Here is a 21,606-nt window from a genome sequence, read left to right as displayed (position 1 = left end):
CCTTCTGGGCGGTAGCCCAACGCTTTCGTACAGGCCCTGGTCACCGGGGGGGTTATGTTGACTCCCCGTGGCAGACGAAGGAGGCGCCCCGGTGTCATCGCCGCAGCAGGCACGCGCACAGGCATCCGCGATCACCTCGGGCAAGACCGCACCGGAGACGGAGGCGGCCCCGGCCTCCCAGCTCAGGACGCTCTTCGACAGGCCCCGGCTCTCCCCCGGACAGCGGCGCATCGCGCAGTACCTGATCGAGCACATCACCGAGGCGGCGTTCCTCTCCATCACCGATCTCGCCGAGCGCGTGGGCGTGAGCCAGCCCTCGGTGACCCGCTTCGCCGCCGCGGTGGGCTTCAGCGGCTACCCCGCCCTTCGGGAGAAGCTCCAGTCCATCGCGCTCGGCACCCTCGCCGGCGGACCGGTCGCCGACGACGAGTCGCGCGGCAACGAACTCCAGGCCGCGGTCGACGCGGAGATCGAGAACCTGGAGAACCTGCGCCGCGACTTCGCCGACCCCGACCAGGTGATCGAACTCGGCCGCAAGCTCTCCGAGTCGACCCCCCTGACCCTCCTCGGCCTGCGCATCTCGGCGTCCCTGGCCGAGTACTTCGCCTACGCGGCACGCCGTATCCATCCCGACGTACGGCTGGTCACCCGCGGCGGCAGCGTCGCCTACGACGCCCTCCTTCAGTCACGTGAGGCGGGCGGCACCTGGGTACTGGCGTTCTCGATGCCGCGGCACGCCCAGGAGACCCTCACCGCCCTGCGGGTCGCCCGCAGCGCCGGACTGAAGATCGCCCTGGTCACGGACCTGGCGCTCGGGCACGTGGCCGACGAGGCGGACGTCCTCTTCTCCACCGGCACGGGATCCCGGCTGGTCTTCGACTCCTACGCCGCACCCGGCGTGATCGCCGCCGCCCTGCTCCAGGCCATGACGGACGCCGACCCGGAGCGCACCCAGGCGCGGCTGGAGGAGTACGAGCAGATCTCCGACCAGCACCAGTTCTTCCTCAGGGACTGACCTCTCGCACCCCGGTCATACGCCTTCACAACGGGGCCATCCGCAATAAATCGAGCATGAATGTTTTCATACGCCTTGCCAAGCGGACGGCATATATAAATACTGCTCACGGATCACCCCGGGACAACTCCGGGACCATCCGCACCCCTGTCCCCGTCCCCACCCCCCACACCGCCCGAGAGGGCTCCTTTGCGGACATCCCGAGCCGTCGTCACCTACCCGCGTCGGCGCCCGGGGTGTTCGGTAGGGCCTCGCCTGCACGCGAGCCCGTGGCGGCCCCGGTCATCCCCTAGACCGGGGCCGCCCAACCCGTCGGACCACCCGCACGACGCCGCACACCCGGAAGCGATTCACCATGTCCCTGATGACCACGCGGACCACCACCCGTACCGGCCCGGACTGGCCCTGCCAGGTCAAGACGCCCGGCAGCTACGACTGGGAGCGATCTGCGGCCAAGTGGCTGCGTGAGCTGGTGCCGGCGCGGTACGCGAGCTATCCGGTCCTGATGCGGCACACCGTGCTCCTCGCCCGGCACGCGCAGATCCAGGTCCAGCAGGAGATCCGGGTCGCCCGCACCGCGCTGCAGACCGCCCGGGCGGACCTGCCGGCGCTCGGCCTGCCGGAGTCGGTCATCGAGCACACCATCAAGCTGTACGCGGCCGAGGTGCTCCAGCTCCAGCACATCGCCCGCAGCATCCGCGCGGTCACCCGGGCCCTGGTCGCCCACCACGGACGCTGACCCTCCCTGAGGGGCATGACCCACGCCGTATGTGGGACCCGTGGTGAGCATGAGCACCACAGAAGTACGGCGCGGCGATCCGGTCACCACGGTCCTCACGTGGGAGGTGCGTCCCGGCCGGGAGCGGGACTTCGAGCGGTGGACGCGGGGCATCACCCGCTGCGCCAGACGGTTCCCCGGTAACGAGGGCGTCTCCTGGCTGCGTCCCGAGGACGGCCACCGCTTCCACGCGGTGCTGCGCTGGTCCGACGCGCACCGGCTCACGGCCTGGCTGGCGTCCGACGAGCGGGCGGCCTGGCATGCGCGGATCGACGGCATCGCCACCGAGCTCGGCAGCGAACGGCAGTCGACGACCGGGCTCGAGACCTGGTTCAGTCTGCCCGGCACCACCGTGCGGCCTCCGGTCCGCTGGAAGATGGTGCTGACCACATTCCTCGGCGCCTTCCCGTGCACCCTGCTGATCCAGTGGCTGGTGGCGCCCCGCACGGCCGCCTGGCCCCTGCCGCTGCGGGCCGCCGTGTTCCCGGTGGTACTGCTGCCGGTGCTCACGTATCTGGTGATGCCGGTGCTGAGCCGGATGCTGCGAAGGTGGCTGTACCCGCCGCCGGACCACTGACCCGTCACGAACCGGGGGCCCGGCCGGTTTCGTCAACCCGCGGTGTCACCGGTGTGTGGGATGCGTGTCGACAAGCGCGCGATCGGCACATGGCGCATGTGCGATGCTCAACGCGTGACGAGCGAGTCGACCGGCCCCCCACACGCCGGTACCGCACCCGACATGGCCGCGCTGGCCAAGGTCGTGGCCAGACAACGCGCCGAGATGGACCGGTTGCGGGACCAGGCGGCCACCTCGGCGGTGCTGGAGCGGGCCAAGGGCGCGATCATGGCGCTGACCGGATGCACCCCGGACGCGGCCGGCGATGCGCTGCTCCAGCGCGCCAAGGCAGGCAACCGCACGCTGCTGGAGGAGTGCTGGATCGCCCTCGGCTCCCTGCCTCCGCTCGGCGCCGCCACGGAGTCCCGCGTCGGCGACGCCGTTCCCGGCGCACCCTTGTCCGCGATTCCCGGGCCCGCCGGGCCGCGGTCCGTCCGGCCCGGTACCACCGAACCCGGCGGCCGGGACACCTACGACCTGGACGACGGTTTCGCGGCGCTCGGCCGCCTCGGCAAGGCCCTCGTCCATGTGGCCACGCCCCAGGACCTGGCCGGGTGTCTTCTGGAGGAGCTCACGGCGGACGTCGACGCCGACGCTCTGCTGCTCTTCCGCTCACTGCCGGCCGGAGGGCTCGAACTGATCGGCCATGCCGGGATCGACGCCACCCTGGCCGCCCAGTGGGCGCGGGTTCCCCCGCTGGACGGCATCGCCGCGCTCGAAGCGCTCCGGGCGCGGGAGCCCCGCTGGCTGGAGGACTTCGCGACGGACCGGGAGCGGCACCTGCTCATAGGGGACCCGCCGGATCGCTGGTTGTCCCGCGCCTGGCTGCCGGTGCCGGCCGGCGACGGGGCCGAGGTCTGCGTCGGGATCCTGCGCGCGCGGAGCGGGCCGTTCTCACCGCAGGACCGGCAGATCCTGCGGTCCGTCGTCCGGCTGTGTGCCGGCTGGCTGCGGTCCTTCGGCGCCCGTACGCAGCGCAGGGCCGCCGCCTCGGCCGTCGCCCAGCCCCTGTTCGACTCCCTGCCCGGCCCGGCCATGCTGCTCACGCCGCTGCGCGGCCCCTCCGGTGAGGTCGAGGACTACCGCATCGACGCCGCCACCGAGCAGACGGTCGACGTCGCGGGCCGCACCGGCAGGCAGCTGCTCGGCCGGCGGATCCTGGAGTGCTTCCCGAGCATCGCGGGCGAGGCGGTGTGGCACGGCTGTCTGCGCACGCTGACCACCGGCGTGCCGTTCGAGGGCGAGCCGTTCGCCTACCAGGAGGTCGTGGACGGCACCCCCGAACTGTCCACGTACGCGGTGCACGCGGCCCGTCTCGGCGGCGCCCTGGTCGTCACCTGGGTCCGCCATGACTCCTCCGACCGGCAGGAACAGCGCCTGGCGGACGTACAGCGGCTGGGGAACCTGGGCTGGGCCAACTGGAACCTGGTCACCGGCGAGGGCAGCTGGTCCTCCCAGACCTTCCAGGTCATGAACCGGGACCCGGTGCTCGGACCGGTCCGGCTCGCCGATCTTTCGGGGCTCGCGCTGCCCGAGGACGCACCGGTACTGGCCCACGCCGTGCGGGAACTCGTGCGCTCGGGGCGCCAGTTCGACGTCCCGTTCCGGATCCGGGCCGGGGAAGAGGTGCGCCATCTGCGGATGGTCGCCGAAGTGGTGACGGACACCGAGGACGAACCCGTCGAGGTGCACGGCTTCGTCCAGGACCTCACCGCGCAGCGCAGCGCCGAACTGGCCCTCGTCGAGAGCGAGCAGGCGATCGTGACCCAGCATGGGGTGCTGCACGCCGAGCGGACCCTGGCCGCCCGCCTCCAGCACGCCCTGCTGCCCCTGCCCACCCGGCCGGTCAGCCTCGCCGGGCTGCGGGTCGAAGTGGCCTACCTGCCCGCCCAGTCGGGCATCCACGTCGGCGGGGACTGGTTCAGCGCCATCGAACTGCCCGACGGCGACGCCCTGTTCGTGGTCGGTGACGTCGCCGGGCACGGCATCGACGCCGTGGCCACGATGGCCCAACTGCGCTTCACCGCCAAGGGCATGGTCATCACGGGCTCGTCGCTGACCGGAGCACTGGCCCGTCTCAACACCCTGCTGCTGCACTCGCGGGACTCCCACGGCACCGCGACCATGGTCCTGGCCCGCTACGACCCCGGCGAGCGCTGCCTGGTGTGGGCCCAGGCCGGCCATCCGCCACCGCTGCTGGTGCGCGACGGACAGGTGCGCTATCTGGACCGCCCGTTCGGCATGCTGCTCGGGGCCTGCTCCGATCCGGACTTCCAGGAGGCGCACTGCCTGCTGGAGCCGGGTGACCGCATCCTGCTCTACACCGACGGCCTGGTCGAGAGGCCCTCGGAGGGCATCGACCACGGCCTGGAACGGCTCGCCGAGGCCGTCGCGACCCACCACTCGGACGAGCCCGGCTCCCTGGCCCCGCTGCTGGCCTCGGTGCTGGACGACGAGCGGCGCGACGACGTCTGTGTCGTCGACATCCGGGTCCCGTCCGGGCCGGAGTGAGCCGCCGGGACATCCGCGGTACGGGCGTCCGGGCTCAGTCCGCCGGGTGGCCGGGCGAGATGGAGGTCGCGTCGGACAGCCGCAGCAACCTCGCACCCTCGGTGTCCTCGCGCGCCCCCCACGCCTCCGGTTCCAGGACGAACCCCTCGTGGTCACCCCCCTCGACGCGCTGCACGACCGTCCCCACGAACCAGGCCGCCGCCTCCTCCAGTACGACGGCACCGCCCGCCTCCTCCCGATGGCGGACCCGGGCGAACTTGTCCGTCCGGTCGCCCGTCTCCCCGCCGAACAGCTCGGCGAGGCCACGCTGTTCGCGGGTGAGCAGATGGACGGCGAGGCGGTGCGCGGTGCGCGCCACCCGGTAGGTGCGGTTGGCCTTCGACAGCCAGACCACGTACCGCACGGGTTCGATCGAGCACTGTGAGGCGAATCCGACGAGACAGCCCGCGCGGTCGCCGTCCGCAGCGGCGGTCACGACGCACATGTCGGGGTCGAGCCGGTCGATGAAGGCGTCCATGCCCGCCATCCTCTTCGATCAGCCGCCGCCGGTGCGAGACTCCAGGTCACGCCGTGTGTCGTCGCCGTAGACGCCGTCCTCGTCGCCGCGGATGCCGTACCAGAGCTGGAAGCGGGCCACGGCGGCGGTCAGGGTGGTGTCGTAGGTGCCGTCGGTGGAGCCGTTGTCGTAGACGTTCGGGATGCGTCGCAGGCGTTCCTGCAGGTCACTCACCTCGGGGCCGCTGTCTCCCTGGCGCAGGGTGCCGGAACCGTCGGGGTCGGTGGCGCCGGAGGCTGTCGGGGTGGGGGTCGCGGAGGCGGTCGCGGTGGGCTGCGGGGCCGCCGCGGCGGTGCTCTCCCCGCGGCCGGCGAGCAGGAGCGCGCAGCCGAAACCGATCACCGCGGCCGCGGTCACGGCCGCCGCGATCACCGTGCGGCGCAGTCCTGGTACCCGCCCGCTGGGGATGTCACGGGGCCGCCGGGAGCGGTCGTCCCTGACGGGCGGCAGTTCCTCGGTCGCGTCCTCGGCCGCCGACGACGGGCCGGGCAGCGCGAACGACTCGTACCGCACGGCCGCTCGGGGCGGCATGTCCTTCATCAGTTCCGCGAGCGCGTCGGTGCGTCGCGGACGCAGCACCCGTATGGGTTCGATGGGCGGCCCGCCCTGCGGCACCCCTCGGTCGGACGGTGTCGGCATCCTGGTCTCCTTCCGTCTCGCGCACACAGGTCTGCGCCGTCCCCCGGGGAGTGATACGGCGCCACGGGCCCGGGAGTTCAGCGCTTCCGCCCCGTTCCCGGGAGCTGCCCCGTCGTCCTGGGCGTCCCGGCGAGAGGACCTCGTATGCGAACAAGAACAGCACTCAGTTCCCTGCTGACGCTGCACCGAGTGCCATGCGAGCGGTTCAGGTGCTACGTTCGCGACCATGAGCTCCACCAAGCCCGCCATGCGGGACGCGCTGGTCGCGGCCGCCTTCCAGCTCTTCCTGGAACGGGGTTACGAGCAGACCACCGTCGACGACATCGTCGCGCTCGCCGGCGTCGGACGCCGCTCGTTCTTCCGGTACTTCCCGTCCAAGGAGGACGTGGTCTTCCCCGACCACGAGCGCTGCCTGACCGACATGACGGCCTTCCTGGCCGCGAGCGACCCCGGGTGCGACCCGCTGGAACGGGTCTGCGAGGCGGTGCGGCTGGTGCTGCGCATGTACACCGAGAATCCGACCTTCTCGGTGCAGCGCTACCGCCTCACCAAGCAGGTGCCCGGTCTGCGCGCCTACGAGCTGTCCGTGGTGTGGCGCTACGAGCGCTCCTTCGCCGAGTATCTGCGCGGGCGCCTGAAGGGGCTGCACGACGGGACGCTCCGGGCCGACGTGATCGCCGCCGCCGTGGCCGCGGCACACAACAACGCCCTGCGCTCCTGGCTGCGCTCGGACGGGCACGGCGACGCCGAGCAGGCGGTGGAGCACGCGCTCGGCTATGTGCAGGCCGCCTTCGGGGCGCCCGGCGCGCCACCCGCCGACGAGCCGCCCGAGGACGTGGTCGTGATCGTCTCCCGCCGCGGCGCCCCGCTGTGGAGGGTGGTCCAGGAGATCGAGTCCACGCTCGACACGGACTGAGCCGCGGGCCCGTACGGCGGAGCGGACCCCGCCGCCCGCTCGGTGGCCGCTCAGCTCTGGAACCGCGCCGTACCGGCGGTGGACCACCCGCTCCGGGCGGCCCCGCCGACGCCGGCATGGACGCGAATCCCGGCCTTCACGGACCCGCACACCCTCGACGACACGGACGAACGCCTCGCAGGAGACGTTCACCGAAAGATGAGGGTACCGAGTACCTTTACGGCCGACACTCAGTGCCATACGCTGACGATGTGCACGGTGGCACAGGGAGCCGCGCACATCCGTGCACGGTTACCCGAGCACGTGGGATTCCGGCCGAGCGCAGGGAGTTGACCAGCGTGTACCACCACTCAGGCTTTGCTCGTCAGGCAGCCGGCTTCGGCACGGGCGTACTCGAACCCGCCGCCCCGGCCACGGACGCGATCCTCTTCCAGCGCTGCACATGGTGCGGTACGGCGATGTACCACCGCCTGCTGTGTCCGGTCTGCCAGGGCGGCGACCTGCGCACGGAACGCAGCGAGGGCGTGGGCACGGTCCGCCACTCCACCGTGGTCCACCGCAACACCCCCGCGGCCCGCAATGTGTCGCTGATCGAGCTGGCCGAGGGATTCGTCGTCCGGGGCCGGGTCATGGGCCCGCCCGCCGCGATCCACAGCGGAGACCGGGTACGGATGTCGACCACCAAGGACCCCGTCCGTGGCGAGCCGGTCTTCCAGCTGCTGGACGAGCCCTACCGCGCCTGGAGCTGACCCTTCGTCAACCGAGGTGGTGTCAGGGGCCTTCGGACCTCACCACGCCCCGGGAATCAGATCACGCACCCGCACCGGCTGCCCCGTCGCGAAGCACAGGTTGGCGGCGATGCCGACGCCCAGCGCCAGGGCACCGTCCCGTTCGGTGGCCGTCGGATGCGTCGTGGCACCGGGGTCCCCGCTCACGATCCCGGAACCGGGGTCCACGGGCCCGAAGAGCGCGTCGAGCATGCGCGGGTCTCCCCCGCCGTGCGCCTCGTGGGCGGTGACGAGCGGCACCTCGACCGGGGGCCGCCACAGGGGCCGCAGGGTGAGACGCGCGCCGCCTGCGTGGTCGGCCGCGGTGTCCCCGTGCAACGCGCCGCTCGCCGAGGTGATCCTGGTCCGGGGCGCCTGCCAGCGGCTCTCCTCGACCTCCAGTTCCAGCCGGCCCGCGCTGCCGTTGAACATGACCCGGTAGCCCTCCCACGGGGAGTAGGCGGTGAGGTGGTACGTCATCGTCGCGCCCCGGACGTGGCGGGCCACGAGTGCCATGTCGTCCTCGATGGTGACGGGCCCGTCGAAGACATTGCGGTCGCGCAGGTATCCGTCGTCCTGTTCCGCGTCGAGGTACAGGGCGCGCAGGGTGTCGTCGGCCGCGAGGTCGAGGGCGAAGGGGTCCTCGGCTGCCGGGTCGGCCTCGTGGGCCCGGGTGTAGTCGCGGCGCAGACCGTGGCGTTCGCCCGCCTCACGGCCGTAGAACCCGAGCCGCCCGTAGCCGAAGACATCCTGCGGCTCGTCGGCGAGCCACCAGTTGACCAGGTCGAAGTGGTGGCTCGCCTTGTGGACCATCAGGCCGCCGCTGTGCCGCTTCTCGCGGTGCCAGCGGCGGAAGTAGTCGGCTCCGTGCCGGGTGTCGAGGAGCCACTCGAAGTGCACGGAGAGGATCTCGCCGATCGCGCCGTCGGCGAGCAGGGCGCGGACCTTCTCGTGCACGGGGTTGAAGCGGTAGTTGAAGGCGACGGTGAGGGAGTTGCCGGTGGCCTCGACCGTGTCCAGGATGCGGACGCAGCGGTCCGCGTCGACGGTCATCGGCTTCTCGGTGACCACCCGGCAGCCGGCCTGGAGCGCGGGGACGATGTAGCGGTCGTGCTCGGCGTCGACGGTGGTGACGACGACCTCGTCGATGTCCTGCTCGGCGAGCAGCTCGGCGAAGTGTTCGGGATCCCACTGGGTGGCGGCGGGTTCACCGGCCTCGGCGAGCAGACGGTTGTGGAAGGCCATGCGGGTGGGGCTGGGATCGCACAAGGCCGCGACCCGGTGGCCGGGGCGTGCGGCGAGGGCCCGGGTGAACAGCTGGGCGCGGTGGCCGGTGCCGACGACGGCTGCGCGGAGGTGGGGAGTTCGGCTCATGGAAAGCGCTTCCCCCGTCCGGTGATCCGCTAGTCCCCGCGACCTCTCTGGCTTGATCGCATCACTCGCCCGCGAACCGCTGCTCCACACAGACAACCCACAGCCACCCCTCCCCCGTCCTACGTGACGCGAGAGGCGCCCGGGACCGACGGGACGTCTGCGCACGGGGTTTTGAGGAGAGACCATTGAACCCTGCCCGGCGAATATGTGTGACCGCCGTGGCGGTACTGGCGGCCCTGGCGGGATCGCCCGGACTGGCACAGGCTCAACAGCCGTCCCACGCGGGATCGTTGAGCGCGACGAACGACAACGGACTTCCGCCGGGGTGGCGGATCGACGGGGACCGCGGGGCGCGTGCGCTGGTCTGGCGCGCGCCGAAGTCCGTTCCCGTGGGGGACGCGCGCGTCGAGTTCCGTACCGGCGACCGGCTGCTCGGGGTGCCGAAGCCGGCGAAGGACGGGCGGACCTTCCGGCTCGCCCTCGACGAAGCCGCACCCACCGGACTGACGGACCTGCAAGTCACCGCCGCGGGACGCCGGTTGGACGCCGCCGCCGAGGAACCGGACCGTTCCGACGCACGGGGGGCGCGGCTCCCCGCGCAGGCACCGGCAAACGGTGTCGACCCCGGGAAGCCCGGCTCGTACCGCACGGTCACCGGCTCGTACGATCTCGCCCCCGTGCGCCTGCCGGGCTTCGCCACCCCGGTGGAGATGCGCGCCCAGGTGGTGGCGCCGAAGGGGGCCACCGGCAGCAGGCCCCTCGCGCTGTTCCTGCACGGCCGCCACTCCACCTGCTACAAGCCGGGCAGCGAGGACGACACGACCATCGACTGGCCCTGCGCGGACGGCTACAAGCCGATCCCCAGCGACAAGGGCTATCTGCGCGACCAGAAACTGCTGGCCTCCCAGGGCTATGTGACGGTCTCCATCTCGGCGAACGGCATCAACGCCCAGGACTGGGCGGCCGAGGACGCCGGCGCGCAGGCGCGTTCCTCGCTGGTACGGCAGCACCTCGCCCGCTGGGCCGACTGGGCCGCCCACCGCTCCACCGCCCCGGCCGCCGTACGCCAGGCGCCGAAGGCCGACCTCTCCGGGGTCCTGCTCGTCGGCCACTCGCGCGGCGGCGAGGGCGTCAACCGGGCCGCCATGGACAGCCTGTATCCGCCGCCGTCCGCCGAGGACGGTTACCGGGGGCCGGTGCGCTGGAAGATACGCGGGACCGTGCTGATCGGACCGACGATCTTCGGCCAGAATCCGGTCGCCGACGTGCCGTCCGTGACCCTGCTGCCGGGCTGCGACGGCGATGTGTCGGACCTGCAGGGCGAGGACTTCGTCGACGGCACCCGCGGCGTCAGCAAGGGCGCCGCGCTGCACAGCGCGGTCTACGTGGTCGGCGCCAACCACAACTTCTTCAACAGTGAGTGGACCCCGGGCCAGGCCGAGGCGCCGGCCCAGGACGACTTCTGGACCGACCCCGAACAGCCGGACCCCGTGTGCTCTCCGGGCGCCGCGACCCGGCTGACCGCCACCCAGCAGCACAAGGCGGGTTCCACGTACATCGCCGCTGCGGCCCGGCTCTTCCTCGCCGGGGACGACCGGGTACTGCCGCTCCTCGACGGTTCCGGCAAGCGGGCCCCGTCCGCCGACCCGGCGCGGGTGCTGACCCACGCGGTCGGCGGTCGCCGCAGCGGCGGCTTCCTGCCGGACGCCGGGCCCAAGGTGACGGGCGCCCGGCTGTGCTCGGCGATCGACCCGAGCCCGGCCGTGGCCTGTCTGGACCCGGAGACCCCCGGCTCGTCCCCGCACTTCGCGTGGTGGGAGACCGAGAAGGAGACCGGCCGCAGCGCGGTGGACCTGAAGTGGTCCAGGCCGGGCACGGCCGCGCGTGTCACTCCGGCCAAGCCGCTCTCGCTCCACGGTTCGCAGAAGCTCGCGCTGCGGGTCTTCGTACCGCCGAACACGACCGGCACGAAGTTCGACGTGGCCGTCACCGACTCCTCGAACCGCCGGGCGACGCTGGGCCGGGTCGAGGTGGCGGGCCTGCCGGGCTCCGCGAACACCGCGTCCTACTGGGCGCAGGAGCTGCGTGTCCCGCTGACTGCGGCGACCCGGGCCGGGCTCGATCTGCGGCACGTCAAGTCTCTTGAGGTGACGCCCCGTTCTCGGTCCGGGCGGGCCTGGCTGATGGACGCCTGGGGCTGGGCGCCGGGCACTCCCGCGGTCAAGGCGGCCGCACTCCCGCGCGTCGACGTGGGCCGCACGATCGTCAAGGAGGGCGACTCGGGCACCCGTACCTACCGCATCCCGGTGAAGATCTCGGGGCACGGCAGCGGTCAGGTCCGCGTGTACGTCCTCGCCCCCGACAGCGGCCGGTCCGAGAGCAGGCTGGTGACGGTACGGCCGGGCAGCCACGCGATCGACGTGCCGGTCGTGGTGAAGGGCGACACGAACTACGGTGAGGACGTGGAGCACGACATCGCCGTCAAGGCCGTGCACAACTCCGTCGTCGGCAAGCACCGGGGCGGGGTCACCGTCGAGAACGACGACCCCGAGCCGGTGATCACCCTGTCGCCGGTCGCGGACCGGGTGACCGAGGGGGAGACGCTGACCTGGCGACTGTCCATCGACGCGCCCGTGACGGTGGACATCTGGCAGCCGGTCCGGGTGCTTCCGGTCACCGAGGGCACCGAACTGTCCACCAAGGACGTGGACCCTCAGTGGCTGAAGGACTGGTCGGGTGACGTGCCCGACCCCGAGCGGCCGCTGTCCGACGCGAACCTGTGGGTGTGGCTGAACATCCCGATCGGAAGCACCAGCGTGGACTTCGTGGTGCCGACGGTCCAGGACCAGGTGGCGGAGCCGACCGAGTCGATGCGCGTCGCGCTGACCGACCGCAACGCCGAGCCGCTGCCCGACCGGCCGGTGCTGACGGGAACGGTGCTCGACCGGCCGTGAGCACTCTGCCGTACGGCAGTTCGCGCTGACCCTTTGTGCGGGGCCCGGTCCGACCGGGCCCCGTTCGTCACAAGGTCACGCGGATCCCGACCGTGCCGTCCAGCCCCCTGCGCAGTCGGCTGCCGAGCAGAGTGAGCCGGCCGAAGAGGCCGTACTTGCGGGCCAGGAGCTGCCGGTAGCGGGCGGTGGTGGCCGCGTCGCAGATCTCCGCCGTGGCCGGCATCTGGTCGCCGGTCGGGTTGCCCCGCAGGTCGCACGGGCCGACGAGGACGTCCCCGCGAGCCCTGATCCGCTTCACCTTCCAGGCGTCGGCGGCCGACCACACGCCGAGCGCCTCCCCGTCGCGGACCACCCACACGGGGGTGGCCACCGGGGTGCCGTTCTTGCGATAGCTGGTGAGCAGCAGGTATTTGCCCGCGCCAAGCCGCTCCAGCGGCGTGTCGTCCATGACGGAAGTGTAGGCGGACATGTTCGACGGGCGCGGGTGCGGTGCGCGTCGAAAGCCGCGGTGACACCGGTCCGTGCTGGTGTGGCTGCGACGGGAGCAGTCCGGGTCCGGCCGGGTCATCGGGCATTTCCCCGTTCGCCTCGTCGGCAAGGCGTCCTCCGTCGTGGATCGCAAAGGTGTTCTTCCGTGGGGTCGACGGGCTGCGCCGCGTACATCGCCGTAGACCTGGGCCGGCAACCTTCGGGCAGCCTGCGGACGACTCACCGGCGCCGAGTGCGGCCGGAGCGGAGGGGTCGCGGAGTCGGTTCGGCCTGGTGGGCGAGGCCGTGTCGAGGCCGGGCTGGGGGTGCGGGATCGATCGGCCTGCGTCCCTGCCGACCGCGTCCGCAGGGTCGCCTCCGGTGGACCGAGCGGTCGCGTCGGCACAGGCTCACCACCGAGCGTGAATGTGTGCAGGGCGACGCGCCGAGCTGGGCCCGCATGTACGGGGATCCGGCCAACACGCCTTCACGCGTGGCTGATTGAGACGCCTCATCAGGATCCCACCGCACACGAACGCCCGCTGTCGTGAACGCGCCCGGCCCGGGCCGCGTATGCAAGGAGGGCACTCAACGACCGGAGGGCCCCGCGGTGCAGACACCGCTTGTTCTGGTTCGGGAGCCATGCATGAGGCACGCACGACGACGGGTCGTCCGGCGAGTGACACGGCTGGCGGCAGTCGGCGGACTCCTCCTGGGAGGGGTGATGGTCACGCGGGCCGTGGCGAGCGAGCCTCCCGCGACCACCGCCGTGCCGCACACCTACGCCATGAAGGCAGGCCGGACGGGGGCGGAGCTCGTGTCGCGGCTCGGCAACTCCCGTACGGCCGGCACGTGGATCGGCACCGACGGCAAACCGGTCGTCGCGGTCACCGACGAGCAGGCGGCGGCCGAGGTGCGTGCGGCGGGCGCCAGGGCGAAGGTCGTCGGGCACAGCATGGACGAGCTCAAGTCGGCGGCGAAGACGCTGCGTTCCGCCCCCCGGGTCGCCGGGACCGCCTGGTCCATGGACTACCGGACCAACGAGGTGGTGGTGCAGGGCGACAGCACCGTCTCGGCGTCCGACTGGGCCGCGATGACGAAGGTCGCGGACGGCATCGGCGGCTTCGTCCGCATGGAACGCACCGAGGGCACCTTCACTCCCCGCCTGAACGGGGCGCAGCCCATCCTGTCGACGGGCGGACGCTGCTCGGCCGGCTTCAACGTCACCAACGGCCAGAGCGACTTCATCCTCACGGCCGGGCACTGCGGCCCCACCGGTTCGACCTGGTTCGCGGACACCGGGGGCACCAACCAGCTCGGCAGGACGGTCACCCAGAGCTTCCCGGGCAATGACTTCTCGCTGGTGCAGTACGCCGACGGGAAGGCCGGCGACGGCGCCGGGGTCGTGTTCATCGGCAACGGCAAGGGCGTGCAGATCACCGGCGCGGGCGATCCGTCGATCGGGCAGCGGGTGTTCCGCAGCGGCAGCACCAGCGGTCTGCGCGACGGTCAGGTGACGGGGCTCAACTCGACGGTGAACTACCCGGAGGGCACGGTCACCGGGCTGATCGAGACGAACGTGTGCGCCGAACCCGGGGACAGCGGCGGTCCGATGTTCTCCGAGGGGATCGCGCTCGGCATCACCTCGGGCGGCAGCGGTGACTGTACCCAGGGCGGTACGACGTTCTTCCAGCCCGTGACAAAGGCGCTGACGGCGCTCGGCATGCGGTTGATCGTGTCGAACCCGGCCGCCGCCGGCGGGGCCTCTCCCGCACCGTCTGCCACTTCCGCACAGGGCTCGATCGCCCCTGGTGCCGCATCTCCCGGTTCGTCGGCGGCGGTGCAGGGCGCACAGGGCACGCCCCTGCTGAGCCGGCTCACGGACACGCGCAACGTCGGACCGGGTCTGCTGGTTCTCGGGGGGAGTCTGATCGCGCTGGTGGCCACGCGGTACATCCGCTCGGAACAGGACCGCAAGGCGTACCAGCGGTACTACTCGGCGACCTGGGGCTGACATCAAGGGCTTCTCATCCCAGGCTGAGCAGGACCGTCGCCACCCCCGCCCCCACCAGGCCCACCACCTGCCTCCGGTTCAGCCGTTCGTGCAGCAGGGCGAGTCCGAGGATCACGGGGAGGGCCGGGTAGAGGGAGGCCAGGACGACGGCGACGGCCAGCAACTGCCGCTGGGCGGCGAGCAGATAAAGGACGAGCGCGAGGGCGGCGCCCGCACCGACGAGCACCGCCTGACCGGCTCGCGCGGGCGGCAGGCGCAGGCGCCGAGGGTGCCGTGCCGCCATGGGCAGCAGCACGAGTACGGCGGCCACCCGTCCCGCGGCCACCGGCCACAGTCCGCTGGAGGCATCGGCCTGGGCGAGGGCGATGTACTGGAGCGCGACGCCCGCACTCGCCAGCAGTCCGTCGGGGACGCCCCCGCCGCCGTCCTTGCCGCCGCCGCAGACCATCCAGAGCGCGGGCGCGGAGAGGACGATCCCCAGCCAGGCCACGGCGGTCGGCCGGTCGCCGAGGATCACTCCGCACACCACGGAGAGGGCGACCCCGGTGACGGCGCTCACAGGCACGACCACGCTCATCGCGCCGTGACTGAGGCCGCGGTTGAGGAAGTGCATGGCGGCGCCGCTTCCGACACCGGACAGCGCGCCCCACAGGAGGTCGACGGGATGTACGGCGTCGGCGGGAAGGAGCAGCGCGGCGGTGGTCGCGAGAAGGAGACCGCCGATCTGGCCCAGGAAGGTGACGGCGGCGAAGTGGCAGCGGCGGGAGAGCAGGCCGCCGGTGAAGTCGACGATGCCGTAGCAGACCGCCGAGGTCAGTGCGAGGAGAGGGCCCATCCCGTCAGGGGTGCCCAGGGACGGGGCGGTGATGCCCCGCGGGGGTCCGCGGGGTCAGGCCGCTCGGACCGGCTGCGGAGCGGCGGCGGCCCACTCCAGGACGAGGCGCTGATACTCCTCGCGCTGCTCGCCGCTCAGTGTCCCGCCCGCCCGGCGCCACAGGGCCCGGATCTCCTCGTTGACCTCGTCGGCCGATCGATCGGTCACGGGTTCAACGGTGGTGGACATGGTGTGAAGCATACGGCCACGGAAGTGAAGGCGCCGTGAGTAATCGTGCCAGAAAAGGGCATACCGGACCGTGTTACTGATCACGTCCATCTGTCAAGAGGCATGACCGGCTTCACACTTCGGCCACACCCAGGACCAGCACCTGGATCGCCAGCACGGCGGCCCCACGGGCCCAGTCATGGAAGTCGGACACCCTGGTCTCCAGGTCGATCGGGGTGGCCAGGGGATGGCGGTGGGAGCGGATCGCGTCCTCGACGGTCTTGCCCGCCACATCCATCAGGCCGACGCCTTCTCCGGCGAGCATGATCTTCTGCGGCATGGCGAAGTTGGCGATCTGGGCGACCAGGACACCGAGGGCGCGCCCGGCCTCGTCGATGACGCGGGCGGGCATGGGGTCGCCTGCCGCGGCGAGGGCGAGGATCTCCTCGTAGGAGTGGTCGCGGCCGGTGGCGGCGTGCACCTGATAGCGGATGTTGGGGATGGTGAGCAGGGAGACGGCGCTGCCGCGGTTGCCGTCGGGTGTGAGGGGCCCGTTGGGATCGATGATCCAGTGCCGCCCGAAGCCCCGGTCCTCCTCGGCGTAGGGGACGCGCCGGCCGCCGAGGACCAGGCCGTAGCCGATGCCGGCGCCGATGGTGAGGACGACGAATCGGTCGAGGCCGCGTCCCGCCCCGAACCAGGTCTCGGCCTCGACGAGGGCGGCGACGTCGTTCTCGACGACCACCGGCAACCCCGTGCGTTCCTCGACGAGTTCCCCGAGGGGGACGTCCCGCCAGTGCAGGAACGGGGACTCGCCGACCACGGCACGTTCCTGGACGAAACCGCCGACGCCGATGCCGATGCCGGCGAGCCGCGGGTACGCGCGGGCCAGTTCGCGCGTCATCTCCGCGAGCAGATCGGCGACTTCGGCGGGGTCGTGGCTGACGAGGGGCCGGTCATGGCGGGCGACGATCTCGCTCCGGAGGGTGGTGACGACGCCGTAGACCATGTCCTCGGTGATCTTGAAGCCGATGAAGGACCGGGACTCGACGACCACGTCGAGGGGCTGCGAGGGGCGCCCCTGACGCACCTCTCCCGGGGCGCCCGCCTCGGGAACCTCGATCAGCAGGCCCGACTCGATGAGCGGTTTGGTCAGCCGGGTGAGGCTGCCCGCGGAGAGGTCGAGCCGGCGGGCGAGTTCGGTGCGCGACAGCGGGCCGTGGACGAGCACCTCGATCGCCACCGAGCGCTCACCGGCGCTCAGCGGTAGCCAGCTGGCGGCAACTGCGGTCATGAAGGTCAGACTCCCACAAGATTTCTTTCGCTGTAAAAACAACGTGCCCAGATTACGGCGGCCAAGGCGGTCCGGAAAAGATGTTCACCGACCTCTTGACGGGTGGATTCTTTCGCGACAAAAGTAAGTGGCGCCGAGGACGAGCCACCGCAGACGAGGGAGTCTCCCGATGACGATCGCCTCCAGCAGCCCTCCTTCACGGCTGCCGCTCAGCGGCTCCGAGGAGGCACGGACCGAACCGGGCACCGACCGGGGCTCCGGCGGGGCGAGCGGGGGCGACGGGCGCCTGGCCGCGGTGTTCATCGCCCCGGCCCTGATCGGCTTCGTGGTCTTCCTGCTCTGGCCGACGCTGCGGGGCATCTATCTGAGCTTCACCCGCTTCAATCTGCTGACCCCGGCGGAGTGGGTCGGGTTCGCCAACTACGACCGGATGGTCCACGACCCCATCTTCTGGGAGTCGCTGAAGGTCACCGTGGAGTACGTGGTCATCAACATCGGCGTCCAGACGGTGTCCGCCCTCGCCATCGCCGTGCTCCTGCAGCGCCTGACCCAGTCCCCGCTGCTGCGCGGGATCGTGCTGACGCCGTATCTGATGTCGAACGTCGTCGCGGGCCTGGTCTGGCTGTGGATCCTCGACAACCAGCTCGGCATCGGCAACGAGATCATCGCCGGGCTCGGGTTCGACCGCGTCCCCTTCCTGGCGGACGAGACCTGGGCGATCCCGACGATCGCCCTGATCAACGTGTGGCGGCACGTCGGCTACACCGCGCTGCTGCTGTTCGCGGGGCTCATGGCCATCCCGAACGACATGTACGAGGCGGCGAAGGTGGACGGCGCGAGCGAGTGGCGGATGTTCTGGCGGATCACCATGCCGCTGCTCAGGCCCGTCCTGGCCGTCGTTCTGATCATGACGGTGATCGGTTCGTTCCAGGTGTTCGACACCGTCGCCGTGACCACGGCGGGCGGTCCCGCGAACGCGACCAACGTGCTCCAGTTCTACATCTACCAATCGGCCTTCGGCCGCTTCCAGTTCGGCTACGCGTCGGCGATGTCGGTCGCGCTCCTGGTCGTGCTGAGCGCGATCACCGTCCTGCAGTACCGGCTCACCCGAGCCGGCCAGACAGACCTCGGCTGAACCGGAAGGAGTCGACATGGCTGCCGTGACCACCACCACAACCACACGCATACGGCCCACCGGGCGCCGTTCCCTCTCCCCCGGCCGGGTCCTGGCCTGGACGGCGATGGGCGCGATCGTGCTCGTGACCCTCCTGCCGTTCTACTGGATCCTGCGCACCGCGCTGTCCACCAACTCCGGGCTCGCCGCCCATGCCTCCGACCCGCTGCCGGTGGACCCGACCGGCACCGGATTCGCCCGCGCCCTGGGCCTGGAGTCCACGAAGGACGCGATCGCGCAGGGCGGCGCGGGCGGCGGGCTGAAGTTCTGGCGCTATCTGCTCAACTCGGTGATCGTGTCGACCCTGGTGACCGTCTGCCAGATCTTCTTCTCCGCGATGGCCGCCTACGCCTTCGCCCGGCTGCGCTGGCGGGGCCGCGACAAGGTGTTCGCCCTGTTCCTGGCCGGGCTGATGGTGCCGACCATCTTCACGCTGCTGCCCAACTTCGTACTCATCAAGGAACTCGGCCTGATCGACAACCTGTTGGGCATCGCGCTGCCGACGATGTTCATGACGCCGTTCGCGGTGTTCTTCCTGAGGCAGTTCTTCATGAACGTGCCCCGCGAGGTCGAGGAGGCGGCCCTGCTGGACGGTGCCGGAAAGGTGCGGATCTTCTTCCGGGTGCTGCTGCCGATGGCGTCCGCGCCGGTCCTCACCCTGGCCGTGCTGACGTACATCACGTCCTGGAACGACTACTTCTGGCCGCTGATGGTGTCCTACAGCGACAGCTCACGGGTGCTGCCGGTCGCGCTGGCCATCTTCCGCGCCCAGACCCCGCAGACCGGGGTCGACTGGTCGGGCCTCATGGCGGCGACGCTCATCGCCGCGCTGCCGATGCTGCTGCTGTTCGGCTTCTTCGCCCGCCGCATCGTGTCCACCATCAGCTTCACCGGGATCAAGTGAGGGACTCGTGATGCGACTTCGTACGCTGACCGCACTGGCCGGCGCACTGGCCCTGTGCCTGACGGGTTGTGCGCGCGGCGGCTCCGCCGGGTCCTCCTCGAACACGGTGACGTACTGGCTGTGGGACTCCAACCAGCAGCCCGCCTACCAGGCCTGCGCCGAGGATTTCGAGCGGCAGAACCCCGGACTGCACGTGAAGATCACCCAGTTGGGCTGGGACGACTACTGGACCAAGCTCACCGCGAGCTTCATCGCGGGCACCGAGCCCGACGTGTTCACCGACCACATCCAGAAGTTCGGCCAGTTCGCCGACCTGAAGGTCCTCGAACCCCTCGACGACCTGGGCGTCGACGAGTCCGCCTACCAGCCCGGGCTCGCGGCCAACTGGATGGGCCAGGACGGCCACCGCTACGGCGCCCCCAAGGACTGGGACACCGTCGCCCTCTTCTACAACAAGAAGATGACCGACGCGGCCGGGCTCACGGCGGCGCAGCTGGGCGACCTCGCCTGGAACCCCGAGGACGGCGGAAGCTTCGAGAAGGCCATCGCGCACCTCACCGTCGACAAGAACGGCAAGCGGGGCGACGAGCCCGGCTTCGACAGGAACAATGTCAAGGTGTACGGCCTGGCCACCAACGGCGGCGGCGACGGCGACGGCCAGACCCAGTGGAGCAACTTCACCGCCTCCGCCGGCTGGAGCTACACCGACAAGAAGCGGTGGGGCACGAAGTACCGGTACGACAGCCCTGCCTTCCAGTCGACCATCAAATGGTACTTCGGACTGGCGAAGAAGGGCTACATGGCGCCCTTCACCGACTACAACTCCCAGTCCAACCAGGCCAACACCCAGGTCGCGGCGGGCAAGGCGGCGACCGCCTTCGACGGGGCCTGGATGATCTCGACGTACGCCGGCTTCAAGGGCCTCGACATGCGCACCGCCGTCACTCCGGAGGGCCCCACCGGCAAGCGGGCCACCATGATGAACGGCCTCGCCGACTCCATCACCAAGAACGCCCGCAACAAGGAAGGCGCCCGCAAGTGGGTGAAGTACCTGTCCTCCGACGAGTGCCAGAAGACGGTGGGGGGTTACGGCATCGTCTTCCCCGCCACTCCTGACGGTACCGCCGCCGCCGTGGCCGCCTACCGGAAGAAGGGCATCGACGTCACGGCCTTCACGAAGCCGGTCGCCGACAAGAGGGACTTCACGACCTTCTCCTATCCGATCACCAACTACGCGGCGGACGTGTTCGCGTTGATGCACCCCGCCATGCAGGACATCTTCGGCAACGGCAAGTCCGTGACCGGCCTCGACCGGACCAACGACCAGATCAACCTGATCCTCTCGCAGTGATCCCGCGACCAGTGAAGGAAACACCCCGTATGACGTTCTCCCTCGGCATCGTCGGTGCCGGCCAGTTCTCCGGCCAGTTCGCGACGCTGTTCCAGGCCCACCCCGGTGTCGGCGACGTGTACGTCACCGATCTGCTGCCCGAACGGGCCGAGCAGCTCGCCTCGGCGCAGGGGCTGGCCGGCACCTTCCCCACGTACGAGGCCATGCTGGAGTCGAAGGAGGTCGACGCGGTCGCGATCTTCACCCAGCGCTGGACGCACGGCCCCCTGGTGCTCCAGGGCCTGAACGCGGGCAAGCACGTGTACTCCGCGGTGCCCATGGCCATCACCACCGAGGAGATCTCGGCGATCATCGACGCGGTCCGGGCGACCGGGCTGACGTACATGATGGGCGAGACCAGCCAGTACAACCCGGCGACCGTGCACGCCCGCAACCAGATCGCCGAGGGCGCCTTCGGGCGGCTCTTCTACGCCGAGGGCGACTACGTCCACGACATGGACCTCGGGTTCTACGAGGCGTACCAGTACAGCGGCGGCGAGAAGTGGAAGGAGACCGCCAGCTATCCCCCGCTGCTCTACCCCACCCACTCGGTGGGCGGGGTGCTGGGGGCCTGGCAGACGCACGCGGTGAGCGTGTCGGCGATCGGTGTGGTCGACGACCGCGGGGACGGTGTGTTCGACAAGGAGGTCAGCCAGTTCGGCAACGACTTCTCCAACGCGACCGCGCTGTTCGAGGTGGCGGGCGGCGGCTCGTTCCGTACGAACGAGTTCCGGCGGGTGGGCTACCCCTCCCACATCCGGGAGTCGCGTTTCCGCTTCTTCGGGACCGAAGCGAGCATGGAGCAGCTCGCCACGGTCGCGCTGTGGCAGGACAAGAAGGGCGTGCAGGACATCAGCGAGCTCCTTGAGCCCAAGCCCACCATGGCTCCTGACGACCCGTCACTCCAGCACATCGCGCCGGACCTGCGGGCCGCGTTCACGTCCGGGTCGGCACCGGTGCACGACCGGGCGCGGCTGCCGCGTGAGTTCGACAACCTGCACAACGGCCACGAGGGCAGCCACCACTTCCTGGTGGACGACTTCGTGACCGCGGTGAACACCCGCACCCTGCCGTCGGTGAACGCCTGGGTGGCGGCCCGCTACACCCTGCCGGGCATCGTCGCGCACGACTCGGCGCGGCAGGGTGGGGCGAGGCTGGAGATCCCGGACTTCGGGGACGCGCCCGAGGCATGAC

19 protein-coding genes are annotated in these 21,606 nt (G+C 71.0%); 12 read left to right on the top strand and 7 right to left on the bottom strand.

The features are described from left to right. Positions 1–91 precede the first annotated feature (91 nt). The 4 genes from ABZT93_RS10785 (at position 92) to ABZT93_RS10770 (ending at position 4,920) form a co-directional block, all read left to right on the top strand. Positions 92–1,015: a MurR/RpiR family transcriptional regulator gene (locus tag ABZT93_RS10785; RefSeq protein WP_356101910.1), complete on the top strand. Its 924-nt coding sequence runs from the start codon at positions 92–94 to the stop codon at positions 1,013–1,015. Between the two features lie 355 nt (positions 1,016–1,370). After that, positions 1,371–1,754: a hypothetical protein gene (locus ABZT93_RS10780; protein WP_356101908.1), complete on the top strand. Its 384-nt coding sequence runs from the start codon at positions 1,371–1,373 to the stop codon at positions 1,752–1,754. A gap of 49 nt (positions 1,755–1,803) precedes the next feature. Beyond that, positions 1,804–2,370, top strand: coding sequence for an antibiotic biosynthesis monooxygenase (locus ABZT93_RS10775; RefSeq protein ID WP_356101906.1), 567 nt, complete (start codon positions 1,804–1,806; stop codon positions 2,368–2,370). 162 nt (positions 2,371–2,532) lie between these two features. After that, a complete protein-coding gene (locus tag ABZT93_RS10770) occupies positions 2,533–4,920 on the top strand; it encodes a SpoIIE family protein phosphatase (protein WP_356102222.1) in 2,388 nt (795 codons plus the stop codon). 34 nt (positions 4,921–4,954) lie between these two features. Here the strand turns inward: ABZT93_RS10770 and ABZT93_RS10765 are convergent, their stop codons facing one another. Continuing rightward, positions 4,955–5,446 carry a flavin reductase family protein gene (locus tag ABZT93_RS10765; protein WP_356101904.1) on the bottom strand — a complete coding sequence of 164 codons (492 nt, stop codon included), beginning with the start codon at positions 5,444–5,446 and terminating at the stop codon, positions 4,955–4,957. 9 nt (positions 5,447–5,455) lie between these two features. Continuing rightward, complete coding sequence (locus tag ABZT93_RS10760; protein WP_356101903.1) at positions 5,456–6,115, bottom strand: peptidoglycan-binding domain-containing protein; 660 nt, start codon at positions 6,113–6,115, stop codon at positions 5,456–5,458. 226 nt (positions 6,116–6,341) lie between these two features. Here ABZT93_RS10760 and ABZT93_RS10755 point away from each other — a divergent pair, with 226 nt between their 5' ends. Next, positions 6,342–7,031, top strand: a complete 690-nt coding sequence (locus ABZT93_RS10755) for a TetR family transcriptional regulator (protein ID WP_356101901.1) — start codon at positions 6,342–6,344, stop codon at positions 7,029–7,031. Between the two features lie 338 nt (positions 7,032–7,369). Beyond that, positions 7,370–7,780: an OB-fold domain-containing protein gene (locus ABZT93_RS10750; RefSeq protein ID WP_356101899.1), complete on the top strand. Its 411-nt coding sequence runs from the start codon at positions 7,370–7,372 to the stop codon at positions 7,778–7,780. A gap of 39 nt (positions 7,781–7,819) precedes the next feature. Here the strand turns inward: ABZT93_RS10750 and ABZT93_RS10745 are convergent, their stop codons facing one another. Then, positions 7,820–9,172 (bottom strand): Gfo/Idh/MocA family oxidoreductase, encoded by a 1,353-nt coding sequence (locus ABZT93_RS10745; RefSeq protein ID WP_356101896.1) that lies wholly within the window; start codon positions 9,170–9,172, stop codon positions 7,820–7,822. Between the two features lie 209 nt (positions 9,173–9,381). On the opposite strand from ABZT93_RS10745, the gene ABZT93_RS10740 reads away from it, so the two are divergent. Then, on the top strand, positions 9,382–12,126 hold the full coding sequence (locus ABZT93_RS10740) for a hypothetical protein (protein ID WP_356101894.1): 2,745 nt from the start codon (positions 9,382–9,384) through the stop codon (positions 12,124–12,126). Between the two features lie 67 nt (positions 12,127–12,193). On the opposite strand, the gene ABZT93_RS10735 is transcribed toward ABZT93_RS10740, so the two are convergent. Beyond that, positions 12,194–12,574 carry a PPOX class F420-dependent oxidoreductase gene (locus ABZT93_RS10735; protein ID WP_356101892.1) on the bottom strand — a complete coding sequence of 127 codons (381 nt, stop codon included), beginning with the start codon at positions 12,572–12,574 and terminating at the stop codon, positions 12,194–12,196. A 666-nt stretch (positions 12,575–13,240) separates the two neighbouring features. Here ABZT93_RS10735 and ABZT93_RS10730 point away from each other — a divergent pair. Continuing rightward, complete coding sequence (locus tag ABZT93_RS10730) at positions 13,241–14,608, top strand: S1 family peptidase (RefSeq protein WP_356101890.1); 1,368 nt, start codon at positions 13,241–13,243, stop codon at positions 14,606–14,608. Between the two features lie 13 nt (positions 14,609–14,621). On the opposite strand, the gene ABZT93_RS10725 is transcribed toward ABZT93_RS10730, so the two are convergent. The 3 genes from ABZT93_RS10725 to ABZT93_RS10715 form a co-directional block, all read right to left on the bottom strand. Next, positions 14,622–15,443, bottom strand: a complete 822-nt coding sequence (locus ABZT93_RS10725; protein ID WP_356101888.1) for an EamA family transporter — start codon at positions 15,441–15,443, stop codon at positions 14,622–14,624. A gap of 54 nt (positions 15,444–15,497) precedes the next feature. Further along, positions 15,498–15,683, bottom strand: coding sequence for a hypothetical protein (locus ABZT93_RS10720; RefSeq protein ID WP_007386663.1), 186 nt, complete (start codon positions 15,681–15,683; stop codon positions 15,498–15,500). 100 nt (positions 15,684–15,783) lie between these two features. Then, positions 15,784–16,944: an ROK family transcriptional regulator gene (locus ABZT93_RS10715; protein WP_356101886.1), complete on the bottom strand. Its 1,161-nt coding sequence runs from the start codon at positions 16,942–16,944 to the stop codon at positions 15,784–15,786. A 169-nt stretch (positions 16,945–17,113) separates the two neighbouring features. Here ABZT93_RS10715 and ABZT93_RS10710 point away from each other — a divergent pair, with 169 nt between their 5' ends. The 4 genes from ABZT93_RS10710 to ABZT93_RS10695 are packed head-to-tail and all read left to right on the top strand — an operon-like array spanning position 17,114 to position 21,605. Continuing rightward, complete coding sequence (locus ABZT93_RS10710) at positions 17,114–18,079, top strand: sugar ABC transporter permease (protein WP_356101884.1); 966 nt, start codon at positions 17,114–17,116, stop codon at positions 18,077–18,079. A 16-nt stretch (positions 18,080–18,095) separates the two neighbouring features. Then, positions 18,096–19,022: a carbohydrate ABC transporter permease gene (locus ABZT93_RS10705; RefSeq protein ID WP_356101882.1), complete on the top strand. Its 927-nt coding sequence runs from the start codon at positions 18,096–18,098 to the stop codon at positions 19,020–19,022. 10 nt (positions 19,023–19,032) lie between these two features. Next, entirely contained in the window at positions 19,033–20,373 is a 1,341-nt protein-coding gene (locus ABZT93_RS10700) for a sugar ABC transporter substrate-binding protein (protein ID WP_356101880.1), read from the top strand. 29 nt (positions 20,374–20,402) lie between these two features. Next, positions 20,403–21,605, top strand: a complete 1,203-nt coding sequence (locus ABZT93_RS10695; protein WP_356101878.1) for a Gfo/Idh/MocA family oxidoreductase — start codon at positions 20,403–20,405, stop codon at positions 21,603–21,605. Position 21,606 lies beyond the last annotated feature (1 nt).

This window comes from Streptomyces sp. NPDC005303 (genome assembly GCF_040607335.1).
In the GTDB taxonomy this organism is placed as follows: Bacteria; Actinomycetota; Actinomycetes; order Streptomycetales; family Streptomycetaceae; genus Streptomyces.
Note: the sequence above shows the minus strand (reverse complement) of the source record. Positions and strands in the feature narration are given on the sequence as shown.

What these genes read in the sequence shown, in the direction of transcription:
- ABZT93_RS10780 (WP_356101908.1), top strand. Translation starts at nt 1,371, where the DNA reads ATGTCCCTGATGACCACGCGGACCACCACCCGTACCGGCCCGGACTGG.
- ABZT93_RS10705 (WP_356101882.1), top strand. Translation starts at nt 18,096, where the DNA reads ATGGCTGCCGTGACCACCACCACAACCACACGCATACGGCCCACCGGG.
- ABZT93_RS10700 (WP_356101880.1), top strand. Translation starts at nt 19,033, where the DNA reads ATGCGACTTCGTACGCTGACCGCACTGGCCGGCGCACTGGCCCTGTGC.
- ABZT93_RS10730 (WP_356101890.1), top strand. Translation starts at nt 13,241, where the DNA reads ATGAGGCACGCACGACGACGGGTCGTCCGGCGAGTGACACGGCTGGCG.
- ABZT93_RS10765 (WP_356101904.1), bottom strand. Translation starts at nt 5,446, where the DNA reads ATGGCGGGCATGGACGCCTTCATCGACCGGCTCGACCCCGACATGTGC.
- ABZT93_RS10755 (WP_356101901.1), top strand. Translation starts at nt 6,342, where the DNA reads ATGAGCTCCACCAAGCCCGCCATGCGGGACGCGCTGGTCGCGGCCGCC.
- ABZT93_RS10715 (WP_356101886.1), bottom strand. Translation starts at nt 16,944, where the DNA reads ATGACCGCAGTTGCCGCCAGCTGGCTACCGCTGAGCGCCGGTGAGCGC.
- ABZT93_RS10720 (WP_007386663.1), bottom strand. Translation starts at nt 15,683, where the DNA reads ATGCTTCACACCATGTCCACCACCGTTGAACCCGTGACCGATCGATCG.
- ABZT93_RS10725 (WP_356101888.1), bottom strand. Translation starts at nt 15,443, where the DNA reads ATGGGCCCTCTCCTCGCACTGACCTCGGCGGTCTGCTACGGCATCGTC.
- ABZT93_RS10770 (WP_356102222.1), top strand. Translation starts at nt 2,533, where the DNA reads ATGGCCGCGCTGGCCAAGGTCGTGGCCAGACAACGCGCCGAGATGGAC.
- ABZT93_RS10710 (WP_356101884.1), top strand. Translation starts at nt 17,114, where the DNA reads ATGACGATCGCCTCCAGCAGCCCTCCTTCACGGCTGCCGCTCAGCGGC.
- ABZT93_RS10735 (WP_356101892.1), bottom strand. Translation starts at nt 12,574, where the DNA reads ATGGACGACACGCCGCTGGAGCGGCTTGGCGCGGGCAAATACCTGCTG.
- ABZT93_RS10695 (WP_356101878.1), top strand. Translation starts at nt 20,403, where the DNA reads ATGACGTTCTCCCTCGGCATCGTCGGTGCCGGCCAGTTCTCCGGCCAG.
- ABZT93_RS10775 (WP_356101906.1), top strand. Translation starts at nt 1,804, where the DNA reads ATGAGCACCACAGAAGTACGGCGCGGCGATCCGGTCACCACGGTCCTC.
- ABZT93_RS10760 (WP_356101903.1), bottom strand. Translation starts at nt 6,115, where the DNA reads ATGCCGACACCGTCCGACCGAGGGGTGCCGCAGGGCGGGCCGCCCATC.
- ABZT93_RS10745 (WP_356101896.1), bottom strand. Translation starts at nt 9,172, where the DNA reads ATGAGCCGAACTCCCCACCTCCGCGCAGCCGTCGTCGGCACCGGCCAC.